The organism is uncultured Williamsia sp., assembly GCF_947494875.1.
Taxonomy (GTDB): Bacteria; Actinomycetota; Actinomycetes; order Mycobacteriales; family Mycobacteriaceae; genus Williamsia_A.
In genome coordinates, this window is the sequence record NZ_CANLWM010000006.1 from 267409 (window position 1) to 280801 (window position 13393).

A 13393-nucleotide genomic window follows, 5' to 3' on the forward strand; every position below is an offset into this window, starting at 1 on the left:
CAGGTTGTCGAGACGAGGAGGAACAGATGACACGGGATACCGAGCCGGCGGGTACACGCGAGTGGTCCGACATGACGGAGTGGGTCGTCGATTCCGTATCAGACAAGCCGGTGGGTTTCGTCTTCGACCTGGGTCCGCGCGACTACGGACCGGCCGAGGAGGAAGAGGGCGTCGAAGCTATCTGCGCTCAGGTGGTCGTCCTGCGAGATGACGTCCTCATGCTTCGTCGCTCGCGGACGGTGCTGCACCGTCTGAACCTCGGCGACCACTCCGCCGACGACCTGCCGCTCGAGGAGTGGCTCGACGGCGAGCACTTCGAGGACTGCACGGACGGCTACATCTTCACCCAGGACGTCGACCTGGTCGCCGACGCGGTGACGTCGTGGTTCCGCGACTGCGGCCTCGTCACGACGCCCGATGAACTCGGCTGCAGCTATGAGTTCCCGGACGAGCTCCTGCCGGGTTAAGTAAACGATCCAGAACCTTACGAAAGTCGCGCTAACGTTGCGTCATCGGTCAATAGTGAACTGGAGGACGGCTACCGTGCCAAAAACGCCTGGACTGCTATGTCTCGAAGGTGAATGGGATGAGGATGATCCCGCGATCCGCATCAGTGTGGAACCGACACTTCGAGTCCTAGAGAAGTCCGGATACTTCGACGTCGTCCATCGTGATGTCTGCACCGAGCAGGAGCTTTGGCGCCACCTAGATCGCTGGTCCCACCACAAAGCGTTTAAGGGATACACGACTCTATACCTCGGGTTTCATGGCTCGCCTAACGAATTCTACGTTGGTGACGTTGCCGTCGGATTGGAGCAGCTTTCCCAGCGACTCGAGGGCAAATGCGACGATCGTGTGATCTACTTCGCTTCATGTGGTGTGCTTAAAGCGGACGACTCAACTTTGAAGGCGTTCTGCAAGCGAACTGGCGCAAAGGCCGTTATGGGTTATACAGAAGAGGTGGATTGGCTCGAATCTGCCGCCTTCGAACTCGTAAATATTGGAACTATCGCGACTACTTCTAGTCCAAAAATGGCTCACAAATCGATCGTCAAAGGCTACGGAGAGCTGGCCTCCCGGCTAGGCTTCCGTGTCGCAACCGCGACATGGGCTTCCGACTGGGGTTACTAGGCACGTGTGCATGGCCGACATGAGGGCTCTACGGGTGTGGTCCGGGTGTCCACCTACCGTGGGGACTATGGCATTAGTGAGAAGTCTGGCTCGTGGCACCGGCGTGGTTCGGCCGATTCAGTCCGAGGTTGATGCGACCTGGGTTGTCGCGCACGACGATTACTATGGGACTGTCCTTAAGATCTCGACGTACGGCTCGGACAGCCGAGCCTCCTCGCCGAAGCCGAGTCAGGTAATCGAGGTCAACGCGGACGTTGCGCACGAACTGGTTGACCTTTTGACCGAGACGTTCGGACCTCGCTCGCAGGGCAAGGCGCGATGAGGCAGACGTTGCCTTCGGGAAATGGGTATGAGTGGAGCGACACCGTCCACCGCGTTCATTCGTGTTCGACCGGCAATCGGTTCAATCAGGTCATCGCGACCTGGTAGTTGTGGTTGCAGGACAACGCTTCTCGGGTGGAGCCCTTACGAGAATCGCCACGCTAGTGGGCCGCGTCGAATACTGTTTCCATGCAGTAGCAGCACGTGCCTTCCTGTCGCAGTCCCAGCCGCCAGCTTTTTTCATTTTCTTCGCGCGTTCCCCTCGCTGCCGACCTGCCAAGCAGCACGGCGCACCACGGCGTCCTAACGTCTGCTGTTCTGACCACCGCACCGTTGCCTGGTGAAAATTAGCGCGGACACGAGCGCCTCTTGGTGAGGTCGCGTCGGGTGGAGGCATGTCCGTCGGAAAGTTTGTCGGGCCGAAGCTGTTGGCAGTGGGCCGATTCAGTTGTGAGGTGATGCAGTGCTTCTCGAGTTTGAGGATCGGTGGCGTCGATGACGCACCCCTTCATCCCTCCTGTGAGCAGCACCTTGTAGAAGTTGCGGACGAGCTGGTTGAACCGCGCGTCGGAAACTCGGGTTGCCGGCGCGTGCCTTGCGAACGGCGTGGTGAACGGTCTGGACAGCGGCCTGCTGGTCGCCGAGCAGATTAAAGCGCTCGCGAATTTGCACTTCATCGGCTGCCACCTTCAGCAGCTGCCGCGATGGTGCGATGGCAGAGCGGAGCAGGGTGTCGGCAGCCGCTGCTCCGGACGCCGGCGCGAGCCGGGAACGAAGGAACTCGATGAACTTGCCGAGAGCCGCGCCGGTGAACAACCGTCCCGTCGTCGACACCGGCACTGCGGACAGGTCCGCAACAGTTGCGGTGTTCGTCGCGTTGTGCAGGTACGCCGCACCTGCGAGCGCATCCGGCTGATCCGCCAAAGCCCGGACGAAGTCCGCGAGGTAGCTGCAGTAGCCCTGAACCTGCCGTACCGGACGCAATTTTGGACCACCGTTCATCCCGGGAACCGTCACGAGCTCCGGATCGCCCTCGAACATCGTCGCTGCCGACCATTGCTTGAGTTCGAGGACGACGTAGGAAGCCTGCCCAGTCGCTGGATGGATACCGGCGAGTACGACGTCGGCGCGTTGCGATGTGAGGGGCAGGTGGATGAGCATCTCGACGTCTCCGAGGCCGGCAGAACGCAGGTCGGACGCGAGCGCCGGCAGACTCCGCCGCCACGACTGCTGCTCTGAGGGCGAGGCGCGGTATCCGCGAGTGATGAGCATCTGTCCCAGCAACTGCTCGACGAGCGAGTCCGGGTCAGCAACGCCGAGCTCGTCCGCAGTCCTGCGTAGCAGTGTCAAGAACCGTCCCCAAGGAACCACGAAACAAGTCGTGCGGTGGGGACATGCCCTCACGGGGAGTCCGTCGAGCCGTGCTTCTACGCTACCGCCTGCCGGTTCGGTCGATCTCACGCCAGGACGTGGGAGCGAGTTCTCGCTCAAGTCGCGCCACGGTCACGACCTATAGACCACCCTGGATCGCTGCGAGTCTTTCCGTAATCGCGTTGATGGGGACCGCATCTGTAAGCGGCCCCCAGGAGAGTCGCAGTGCCCCGTCGATTCTCGATTGTGGCAATCCGGCTGCTGTCAGGACGTGACTCGATGTGTAGCTCTGCGATGTGCATGCCGAGCCATTGGAAAGCGCGGCCACATCCTTCAGCGCCACGATTGCAGCCTCGGAGTCGACGCCCGGAATGGAGACGTTGAGCGTGGTGGCGATCGTCCGGCCGAGATCGCCGTTGAATTCGGCCCCTAGTGCGATGAGGGCGTCTGCGAGGGCTTCTCTAATCGCCATCGCTGCTGACTCGCGCTGGGAGTGCTCAGACAATGCCAGTGCGGATGCCATTCCGAGTCCAGCGATCAATGCGACGGGAAGGGTGCCGGGCCGTAGTCCGCGCTCCTGGCCTCCGCCAAACATGAGCGGTTGGAGGGGTGGGCGCTTGTATCCTCTGCGCCGGCCGATCAATGCTCCGACCCCTTTTGGTCCGCCCACTTTGTGGCCCGATAGTGACAGCAAGTCGATACGTTGGTGACGCAACGGGTGGATCAGCTTGCCGAAGGCCTGTGCTGCGTCGACGTGGAAATACGCCTCATGATCTGCCAGAAGGTCGGCGGCTTCGTCAACAGGCTGAATGACGCCCGTTTCATTGTTTACGGCCATAATCGATACAAGTAGCGTGTCGCCCCGAAGAGCGGAAGCTATGTCGGTCGCCGACACCCACCCGCCCTCTGTGGGATCGACCAGGGTGACTTCGAAGCCAGACTTCGCGAGCTGCTCGAGGGGTTCGAGAACCGCCTTATGTTCGATCTTTGTCGACACGATGTGCATGCGTCCCGTCCGCCGACCATGGTCGGCGAGCCCCAAGATTGCGAGGTTGTTGCTCTCAGTAGCTCCGCTGGTAAAGGTGACCTCGTCGGAGTTCGCAGCTACGACGTCCGCGACCTCCTCACGTGCGCGGTTCACGCGCTCTTTGGCGATTTGACCGAATGTGTGCGTTCGGCTGCCGCTGTTGCCGAACTCCAGCGTCATGAACCGCATCACCTCGGCGGCCACTCGCTCGTCCATCGGAGTCGTTGCGTTGTGGTCGAGATACGCAGGCCGAGAGGGGGTTGTGGACAGATCTGCCCGCGTGTCGGAGTCGCTCGCTACGGTCATGTTCGGATCCTACCGCGTTGTATGGGTCGTGTTCGGGTAAGTTCGGCAGATGTTTGGATGTGTGGTCCGAACATGATAGGAGTGGAGCATGACCGGAGACGGGGCGGCTGCGACGACGCCAGCAATGTCTGGAACTGGTTCGCGCGCCGGAGAGTTCGAGTACGTCTTCCCGGCCATTCGAGGTGTTCAGGCTGGTCGTCAGTACTACGTCACGATGTGCCCCTTGCGAATCATCCCGCGGCTCTTTCTCTTCAACGAGGAAGAGCTTCCGCCCGAGATGCGTGCACAACGTTCACTTAATCGAAACCGAATTCCTGAAATTGCCCGGTATATTGTCGAGAATCCAGACTCCTACGTTTTTTCCGCGCTCACCGCAAGTGTAAACGCCGAAGTTCGATTCGAGTCAATCGTTGACGGTACCGGCCCCGCTGCTCGTGTCGGAACGCTAACCATCCCAATGTCTGCGACCTTCGTAATCAACGACGGTCAGCACCGGCGGGCGGCGATACAACAAGCGCTTACTGAAAATCCGGATATCGGGGACGAGACGATCGCGATAGTCATGTTCGTCGACGTCGAGTTGGATCGTTGTCAGCAGATGTTTGCAGATCTCAATCGACACGCTATTCGTCCGGCCCCTTCGATTGGGGTGCTCTACGACCACCGGGATCCTCTGGCTGAGCTGACACGCACCGTCGTGACACGGACGCCCTTCCTGCGGGACGTCACCGAGATGGAAAGCAGTAGTCTCGCACAGCGATCGCGGAAGCTGTTCACCCTCTCTGCAATCCATACCGCAACGGGATCACTTCTCGAAGACGTGGAGCACGATTCGGAATCCAGGCGGGTTGAGCTTGCATCCCTGTATTGGGAGTCAGTTGCACGTCAGTTTCCGCTTTGGCAGCAGGTGTACCGAGGCTACGTGACGGCTGGCGAGGTACGTCGGGATTTCATCCACACGCACAGCATCGTGCTTCACGCACTCGGACGTGTGGGCAACTCGTTGCTGCGGGAGTCTCCTGATCCGAAATCTTGGGTGGGCCGACTCGACAAGTTGCAAAGTATCGACTGGCACCGCGCCAATCGCGAAGTGTGGGAAGGCCGAGCAATGTCCGGTGGAAATGTGAGTAAGAGCCGTCGCAATGTTGATTTGACGACCGCCTACATTCGAACACGACTCGGCATGCCGTTGCCCCCAGACGAACAACGCGCAGAAGACGCATTCAATCGAGGGGAGAACAAGTGACTACCAAGCTTCCGATTCGACCGAGGTCGGCGTTCGACGACCTGGGATTCAAGGGCTCAGTTGATGCGCTCGTTGCGCAGACGCAGCAGCTATATCTTGCTGACGGTGTTCCCTGGGTAGTCGGTTACTCGGGGGGAAAAGACTCGACCGCGACGCTTCAGCTCGTCTGGCTCGCACTCGAAGGCCTCGACCCTGAGAAGCGCACAAAGCCCGTACACGTCATAAGCACCGACACCCTGGTGGAGAACCCAGTCGTCGCCGCGTGGGTGACCCATTCGCTGGATGTCATGGCTGAAGCGGCGGCTGAGAGGTCGCTCCCGCTGACACCCCATCGTCTGACCCCGGCAGTCACTGACACCTTTTGGGTGAACCTCATTGGTCGCGGTTATCCGGCACCTCGGCCGAAGTTTCGCTGGTGCACGGAGCGCCTGAAGATCAAACCCTCCAACACGTTCATCCGTCAGATGGTGCGGTCTCACGGCGAGGCGATACTTGTTCTCGGCACGCGGAAGGCAGAGAGTTCGGGTCGCCATGCGCGGATGGCAGCGCTGCAGTCACGACGTATGCGCGACCTCTTGAGTCCTAATGACTCACTTCCCAATGCACTGGTTTATTCACCAGTGGAGGATTGGTCGAACGATGATGTGTGGACCTTCTTGATGCAGTCACCCAACCCGTGGGGCTACTCCAACAAGGAACTTCTCACCATGTATCAGGGCGCATCTGCTGACGGCGAGTGCCCGTTGGTCGTGGACTCCACCACACCGAGTTGTGGTGACAGCCGATTCGGCTGCTGGACATGCACTCTCGTCGAGCAGGACAAATCCATGGCCGCAATGATACAGAACGACGAAGAGAAGGAATGGATGCTTCCACTTCTTGATCTTCGTAACGCGCTGGACGTCGCCGACGATCGGCACTTGCGCGACTTCCGCCGAATGAACGGCTCTGTGCAGCTCTTCCACGACCGACCAATCCCTGGCCCTTACAAGCAGAGTGCGCGCGAGGACTGGCTGAAGCGACTATTGGAGGCCCAAGCATGGATTCGGAAGAACGGTCCAGACTACGTAAACAAGCTGGATCTCATCACCCTCGCTGAGCTCGAAGAAATTCGTCGGATATGGGTGGTGGACAAGCACGAGTTCGAGGACAGTCTTCCGGGGATCTACCAATCCGCTATGGGTGAGGTCTACCCGGGCGGCAAGCTCGACGAGCACCTGCCTCTTGGCGCTGACATGATCGATGCGCTGCGTCAGGTAGCCGGGGACGACCGGCTCCATTTCGAACTTGTCCGAGAGCTGCTGGATATCGAGCAGCGGCATCGTGCGCAAGTACGCCGGGCTGGCTTGTTCGAGTCGCTCGAGAAAGCGATGCGACGGGGCTTCTACGACGACGAGGCCGACGCCACACAGCGTGCGCAGCACCGTAAGGCGGCGACGGAGCGCGCTAACTCCGATGTGTCAGAACATGATCAGCCCAATGTGATCGACGTAGCTGATGGCTACGTTCGGCCAGTTCCTGAGGCGGGCCTGTGATTCTCAACGAGCTTGTCCTGCACAACGTCGGTACTTTCGCTGGACGCCAAGCCATCGATTTGACGCCTCCGTCTGCTGCCAAGCCGATCGTGCTTGTAGGTGGGCTGAATGGAGCGGGAAAGACAACAATTCTCGAGGCTATTCAGCTGGCGCTCTACGGGTCTCTTGCGCATCAAGCGGGCCGGCGGGCTGGTAGCTACGAGAAGTATATCCGCGGTTTGATTCACCGCGGTGTGCCGGCCAGCGAGGGTGCCGCTGTCGAATTGACGTTTACGGCCCATCAAGAGGGGCAAGAGCATACTTACTGGATTCGGCGTAGTTGGAAGTCGGAGTCCTTTCGCGAAATCCTGCTGGTGTCGGTGGACGGACGTCACCACCCATCTTTGGCATCGACTTGGAACGAACATGTCGAGACGTTTCTCCCGCGTGGAATAACAGGGCTCTTTTTCTTCGACGGCGAGCAAATCGAAGCTCTGGCAGACCTAGACAGGTCGCGTCAGGTACTCGCTTCGGCTCTAGCAGCGCTCCTCGGCTTGGATCTCGTGGAGCGTTTAGCGACTGACCTGTCGGTTCTCAAGCGTCGTCATCGTGGCGAACACGTTCCGGAGGGCCTGCGTCAAGAGGTCGAAGAAAAAATGCAGGCGGTCACCCTGAGCCGGCAGTCGGAAGAGACCGCAGCCCAGGCCGAGCGTGATCGGCATTCCGATCTCGAACGAGCGAAGAAGCTATTCCATGAAGCGACTGAGGCTTACCGCGCGGCGGGTGGTGAGTTGCTCGAGCAACGCGAAAGTGCCGAAGCTAAATCCGCAATGGTGCGGGCAAGTTTGACTCAGTGCGAGGACGATATTCGCCACGAGTTATCAGAAGTTTCGCCGCTTCTGCAGCTTGACGAACTAATGCTCCAACTGGCCAACCAGGCGCGAGACGAGGAGGTGGCGCGGCAGAACGCCGCCCTAATTCACGAGCTGGCTTCCCGCGACGACGCTGTGGTGCAGGAGTTGCAGGGTGCGGATGTCAACTCGAAAGCCATCGCAACCATACGAGAGTATTTCGAGGCGGACAGGCTTCGGCGAGAGGCTTCGGCCAGCATCAGCGAGGTTGGGGACCTAGTCAGCTACGCCGTCGTCGATGGGCTGCGCAGCGGGTCGATTCCTGAAGCAAGGAGGCGTCTGCAGCTTGCGATAGACCGTCGGTCGGCCTTGAAGACCGATCTCGACCAGGCCGAGCGGGTACTGGTCGCGATACCTGACCCTGAAGCGTTGGCTCCACTCCTCCGGGTGCGCGAGGCGACCAGAGACGGCCTTCGGAAAGCTGAAGCTGCCGCTGACCTTGCCACCGGAGTAGCCGGCATTGCGCGATCCGAAAGGATTAAGCGTGCTGAAGCCTACGAAGCGGCCCTCGACAAGGCGGCGCACGCAAATTTCGCCGCGGACGACGATCGGCGTCTAGTCGACCACGTCGATCGCGTCCGGCAGACCCTCGAAGGACTGCGGGTGGCGGCGACTACTCGCCACCTCGAGAGGATCTCGAGCCTGGTTCTCGAAGCCCTTGGAATGCTCCTCAGGAAGCAGCAGCTCGTGACCGAGGTGCGGATTGATCCATACGACTACACGGTCTCGCTGACCGGCGCTGACGGCCACGCGCTTCCAGCGAAGGACCTGTCAGCAGGCGAACGCCAGCTATTGGCTGTCGCGCTTCTCTGGGGGTTGGCGCGCGCCTCCGGACAGCCCCTTCCAGTCGTCATCGACACACCGCTAGGGCGACTCGATTCATCGCATCGCGGTCACCTCATGGACCGGTACTTTCCGCATGCGAGTCATCAGGTCGTCCTGTTGTCGACTGACACCGAGATTGACGAGGACGCCTACCGGCGGATCGCGCCCAAGGTCGGGCGTAGCTACCACCTCAAGTTCGATGGCGACAGAAATGCCACGACCGTTCGCGACGGATACTTTTGGGAGCAATGATGCCGATCGAACACGTGCGAGTTAACCAACAGGCGCGAGATCAGTTGATCACGTTGAAGCGTCGTACTGGGGTGCAGCAGTGGAACGTTCTGTGCCGCTGGGCCCTGTGCAGATCACTCGCCGAACCCGCGCCGCCGCCGATCATTCGACTGACTCTCGACAGCAACGTCGAGATGAGTTGGCGAACCTTTGGTGGGGACCTTGGTGATGTGCTGTGGTCGCTCGTTCGGTTACGAGCACGAAATGACGGGCTGGAGCTCGATGACGACACGCTGGGTCAACAATTTCGGCTTCATCTTCATCGCGGTATCGGCTACCTGGTCGGCGACCCACGGGTGTCGGATGTCGCCGGACTAGCAAGTCTGGGGCTGGCTGAACAACCTGCTTCTGCATGACCGAAATGCGTATTGCGCGCCACAAGACTGCGCTCAGCCGCAGCTCGTTGTCACGACCGATCGCTACCGCCATTGCGGACGGTCTAATCGGTCAGGAAAGCACTCTTTTCGACTACGGCTGCGGTAAAGGTGATGACATTCGCTATCTGGCCGCGATGGGCTACCTTGTCGAAGGCTGGGACCCAACCCACCGATCGAATGTCAAACCGCGGCCGGCCGAGGTGGTGAACCTTGGGTTTGTGCTTAATGTGATCGAAGACCCTCTTGAGCGAGTACACGTACTAAATCGAGCATGGTCATTAACTGAAAAAGTCCTTGTTGTGGCCGCTCGAATGGTGTGGGACGCTCGCGGCCTTTCGGGCCGACCGATGGGCGACGGGGTGCTCACACGAAATGGGACATTTCAGAAATTCTACGAACAAGCTGAACTTGCGCAATGGATTGAGTCGGCTAGTGATGTAAAGCCTTACGCTGCGGCGCCCGGGATATTCTACCTCATCCGGGACGAGTCGTTGGCGCAGCGATTCCTCGCGTCGCGGGTGTACTCTTATCGTCCGCGGATCACAATAAGTTCGCAAGACCAATACGCGGCGAACGAGACAATTTTGCAACCGCTTCTGGAATTCATGAACCATCATGCCAGGCCTCCGAAGTCTCACGAACTAGCGCCCGACGTGGTGCAGGCACTAACTGAAGCGATCGGCGGAGTTGGAAAAGCGCAGCGGCTCATTCGTCGCGTGACGGACGATGAACATTGGGAACAGGTAGCGCAGCATCGTCGGGCCGAGCTTCTTACGTACGTTGCATTGTCGAGGTTTGGGCGTCGACCGAAATTCGGTCAGCTTGACAACACCCTCGCTGGTGATCTTCGTGCGACTTTCGGGACGTACCAACGTGCGTGCCTCGAGGCGGACCGCTTACTACTCGCGTGTGGCGACCAAGCTTTGCTCCAGGTCAACGCACGTGGTTCCAAGATCGGCAAACAGACACCGACCGCGCTCTACGTACATCGATCAGCAATGCCGGAAGTTTCGCCCGTTCTTCAGGTGTACGAGGGCTGCGCGCGCGTGTTGGCAGGGACAGTCCCGAGTGCGAATATGATTAAGTTATCGGTTGTCGAACCTCAGATTTCCTTCCTGACCTATCCGGAATTTGATCGCGATCCCCATCCACGGTTGCAATCGTCCGTGACGGTAAACCTTCGTCGCCTGAGCGTCGAGTGGCGTGACTACTCTCGCTCCGAGAATCCGCCGTTGCTGCACCGAAAAGAGGAGTTCCTCGGATCAGATGACCCACGACGTCCACTCTATTCGCGTCTTACGCGAGCGGAAGTCCAGGCGGGATTGTACCGTACTCCAGAGAAGATAGGAACGACTCTGGGTTGGCTTGACACTCTAAAGAATGCTGGGTTGACGCACCGTGGTCACAAATTGGTGCCGTGGGAGCCGGGGTAGCTCCGTCAGCTCCAGCTAACCCCTCGGAGGAGTTCATCAACACTGGCCGGTGCAGCACCTCCGCCGCTAGCAAGCGCTTCTGAAATCAGGGCATCAACAACTAGATCCGCCGTGAGGTGTCGGACGTTAACCTGCTCCTGGATCACATCTAGACCGCCGTTCGCGAACTCCTCAAAAATGCGAACACGCTCTTCCAGCCTCGGGGCGTCCAAAATTTCAGGATCATTGCCAACTATATTCGCTGCAATCATATTTATCAACGCCTCGGAATGGACAGGTGCGGTCATTGTCTCATAACGGATTGGATCACCAGCAGCATCGGAGTAGGACGCCCGGCGGTTGAAGTGGAAACCTATACCTGCAGCTAAAAGCAGTATGTCGCGAAAGGTGCCGAAGCCGGCATCTTCCTGCAGCTCTTTCATCAGACGTTCGTGCTGTTGGGGTCTGCGTATGCGAACGTCGGAAGGAACTGAACTCATGAGATCTCCATTAGTAATGCGAAGTCATCCTCGGCGGATCGGATATACGGGTAAGAATTTCCTCTTAGCAAGATGTCTTCTTCACGAGCTTCGGCGAGACTGCTGTGTGCCTCGATGACTCCGAGGTTGCTGACGTAGGGGTCAAGGACATTGACGACCTTTCCCAAGCCTTGGCTCTTGCTTACCAGGACTACCAACTGAGGCGCAAGCTGCGCTAGCGCCCGGGCGACTGTTTCCTGATAGTTCTCATCCAGAGAGCCGAACGCCGCATCCATCACAATCGGGTAGGTTCCCGAGTCGGGGCCTGGATCGCCCTCGGCTCGGCTCTCGCTCCGAACCTCGCGCGCGACTTTGGAAACTGCCGCGACGAAGCTCAGGCTCAAGATTTGGTTCTCTCCCGTGGATTTACCCACTGGTAGGTGCACGCCGTCCACAATCGTGTGCAAGTTGAGCTCAAAGGAACTGCTTAGCGACGGGACATAGTTCTTGTATGTGATGCCGCGGTATATTGACTTCAACTCCGAGTCTAGACGTAGACGCATCCGCTCTGCACGTATCTCAAGAATCTCCTCGAGAGCTCGCTTTACATTCTGAACAACGTCGGATCGGGATCGCGCCTTCGCCGCCAAGTGGTCTGTGACCTCGGCATTCTTACGATCTCTTATCTTCTGCTCAATCTCTTTGCTGATCGTGTCCAAGTCATGAATTACTGCTCCGATTTTTCGCTGCTTCAGCGAATGACGTTCATTTAAATCGATACGCTTGGACTCCAGAGCTTGCACGTCCTCAAGCCCTGGTCCTTTGAGTTTTCCGTCGAGTTCCGACAGTGTCTCCTCAAGGTCCGATATCTGGGATCGAAGATCACTGATTTGTTTCACGTGACGACCTAAGTTTTCCTCGAAATCTCCCCGCGCAGAGTCCATCGGTTCAATCTGAGCACTGAGCTTCTGCCACGCTGTTTCAACGGCTTGTAACCCTGCGTGCTGTCGCCAGCTAGTAACTTTCTCCCATGGCCCGGTGCCGACCTGAAGCGTTGTACCGCAAATACACTCACCCTCGACCAGGAGTTTGTCGACGAACTCGCGCTTAAGGGGTGTGGGGAGAGCGCCCCTCTCGTATAGCGACGTCGCCATTGCGTTGGTGGCTGCGCCAAGATCCTCGGTGAAGGCGAGAAACCCGCGCGTAGCGAGGAGATTCGCCTTCTCTCTGCGCGCAGAGTTGAGTGCCAGACGCGATTCACCAAGCGCCTTCGAGGTGGCATCACGCTGGAGCTGAATGGGCGCAACTCGTTCGTGCTTCCTAAGAAGATCGGTCACCTTCTCTCTCTCGTCGGCTAGCACGGCGAGATCCGCTTCTAAGATCCTATTCTCTTCGTTAAGTGCCGCTTCCCGATCCCGGAGGTCGTCAATAGCGGACTGGATCTCGCTGGCTTTATCGCCGCCATGCTTACGAATATCAGCCGCAAATCGTTTGTCAACTTTTGGCAAATGCAATATCGCACGCTCTACTTGTTCTAGATCCAGGAGGACCTTTATATCTTGCTGGACCTCGCTATATGCACTCTTTTCTACCAGCTTTTCAATTCTTTCACCGTTGAAGAAAAAGAATCTGCTGATGCTTTGTGGGAGGATCGATAGGATGCGTTCCTGGGGGGCTCGGACCGTATCAGTTGTACCGTCAAGCCGAGTTTTCCATAATTGAATGTCGGGTGACATTCGGCTCTGATCCTCGCTATCCTTGAACAGAGTCGCTCGCCGCAACAGACGAAAGCGCTCACCATCGTGGTCGAAAACGACCTCTACATGAGCTGTGACGGAACTGCCGACGCGGGCGGCTTGCCAGACAGTGTTCGTTACGAACTGTTGTTGTTGCTCGACATCGTCCGAGAACTCCCCGTAAAGAGCCCATGTAAACGCGTTCAGAAGGGTCGTTTTTCCTGCGCCGTTCGCGCCAAATATCAAGTTCACGGGCTTAACAGTGTCTGACTCGAGGTTGAATCTCTGAATGCCTTTGAACTGTCTGAAGTTATTCAACTCGATTGACAAGAGTCTCACGGGAGCGCCTCCTTGACGGCAGCTAACAGATCTTCAGTGGCTTCATACTTTGCAACGTGAAGTTTGGATCGCTCTATTTCCAAAACTTTCTTGAGAAGCTGCCGCTC

Annotated in this window: 11 protein-coding genes; 7 read left to right on the plus strand and 4 right to left on the minus strand. The window is 58.4% G+C overall.

Annotated elements, in window-relative coordinates; genetic code table 11:
* Positions 1 to 26 precede the first annotated feature (26 nt).
* Positions 27 to 467, plus strand: a complete 441-nt coding sequence (locus Q1A98_RS15600; protein WP_299575199.1) for a hypothetical protein — start codon at positions 27 to 29, stop codon at positions 465 to 467.
* Between the two features lie 76 nt (positions 468 to 543).
* Positions 544 to 1131, plus strand: coding sequence for a DUF6642 family protein (locus Q1A98_RS15605; protein ID WP_299575201.1), 588 nt, complete (start codon positions 544 to 546; stop codon positions 1129 to 1131).
* 765 nt (positions 1132 to 1896) lie between these two features.
* Here Q1A98_RS15605 and Q1A98_RS15610 read toward each other — a convergent pair.
* Positions 1897 to 2802 (minus strand): hypothetical protein, encoded by a 906-nt coding sequence (locus Q1A98_RS15610; protein WP_366943467.1) that lies wholly within the window; start codon positions 2800 to 2802, stop codon positions 1897 to 1899.
* A gap of 160 nt (positions 2803 to 2962) precedes the next feature.
* On the minus strand, positions 2963 to 4156 hold the full coding sequence (gene dndA, locus Q1A98_RS15615; RefSeq protein ID WP_299575202.1) for a cysteine desulfurase DndA: 1194 nt from the start codon (positions 4154 to 4156) through the stop codon (positions 2963 to 2965).
* Between the two features lie 88 nt (positions 4157 to 4244).
* On the opposite strand from dndA, the gene dndB reads away from it, so the two are divergent.
* From dndB to Q1A98_RS15640, 5 genes are read left to right on the plus strand one after another with little or no spacing between them, the layout of a single operon-like run.
* A complete protein-coding gene (gene dndB / locus Q1A98_RS15620; RefSeq protein ID WP_299575204.1) occupies positions 4245 to 5402 on the plus strand; it encodes a DNA sulfur modification protein DndB in 1158 nt (385 codons plus the stop codon).
* Complete coding sequence (gene dndC, locus Q1A98_RS15625; protein ID WP_299575205.1) at positions 5399 to 6937, plus strand: DNA phosphorothioation system sulfurtransferase DndC; 1539 nt, start codon at positions 5399 to 5401, stop codon at positions 6935 to 6937. Before dndB ends, dndC begins: the two co-directional genes overlap by 4 nt.
* Positions 6934 to 8904, plus strand: coding sequence for a DNA sulfur modification protein DndD (gene dndD, locus Q1A98_RS15630; RefSeq protein ID WP_299575207.1), 1971 nt, complete (start codon positions 6934 to 6936; stop codon positions 8902 to 8904). The genes dndC and dndD overlap by 4 nt, the downstream gene beginning before the upstream one ends.
* On the plus strand, positions 8901 to 9299 hold the full coding sequence (gene dndE, locus Q1A98_RS15635; RefSeq protein WP_299575209.1) for a DNA sulfur modification protein DndE: 399 nt from the start codon (positions 8901 to 8903) through the stop codon (positions 9297 to 9299). The genes dndD and dndE overlap by 4 nt, the downstream gene beginning before the upstream one ends.
* Positions 9296 to 10753, plus strand: a complete 1458-nt coding sequence (locus Q1A98_RS15640; RefSeq protein ID WP_299575211.1) for a DNA phosphorothioation-associated putative methyltransferase — start codon at positions 9296 to 9298, stop codon at positions 10751 to 10753. The genes dndE and Q1A98_RS15640 overlap by 4 nt, the downstream gene beginning before the upstream one ends.
* Before the next feature lie 5 nt (positions 10754 to 10758).
* Here the strand turns inward: Q1A98_RS15640 and Q1A98_RS15645 are convergent, their stop codons facing one another.
* Together Q1A98_RS15645 and Q1A98_RS15650 are read right to left on the minus strand one after the other, a co-directional pair.
* Positions 10759 to 11175: a hypothetical protein gene (locus Q1A98_RS15645; protein ID WP_299575212.1), complete on the minus strand. Its 417-nt coding sequence runs from the start codon at positions 11173 to 11175 to the stop codon at positions 10759 to 10761.
* 53 nt (positions 11176 to 11228) lie between these two features.
* On the minus strand, positions 11229 to 13286 hold the full coding sequence (locus Q1A98_RS15650) for an AAA family ATPase (RefSeq protein ID WP_299575214.1): 2058 nt from the start codon (positions 13284 to 13286) through the stop codon (positions 11229 to 11231).
* Positions 13287 to 13393: the final 107 nt, after the last annotated feature.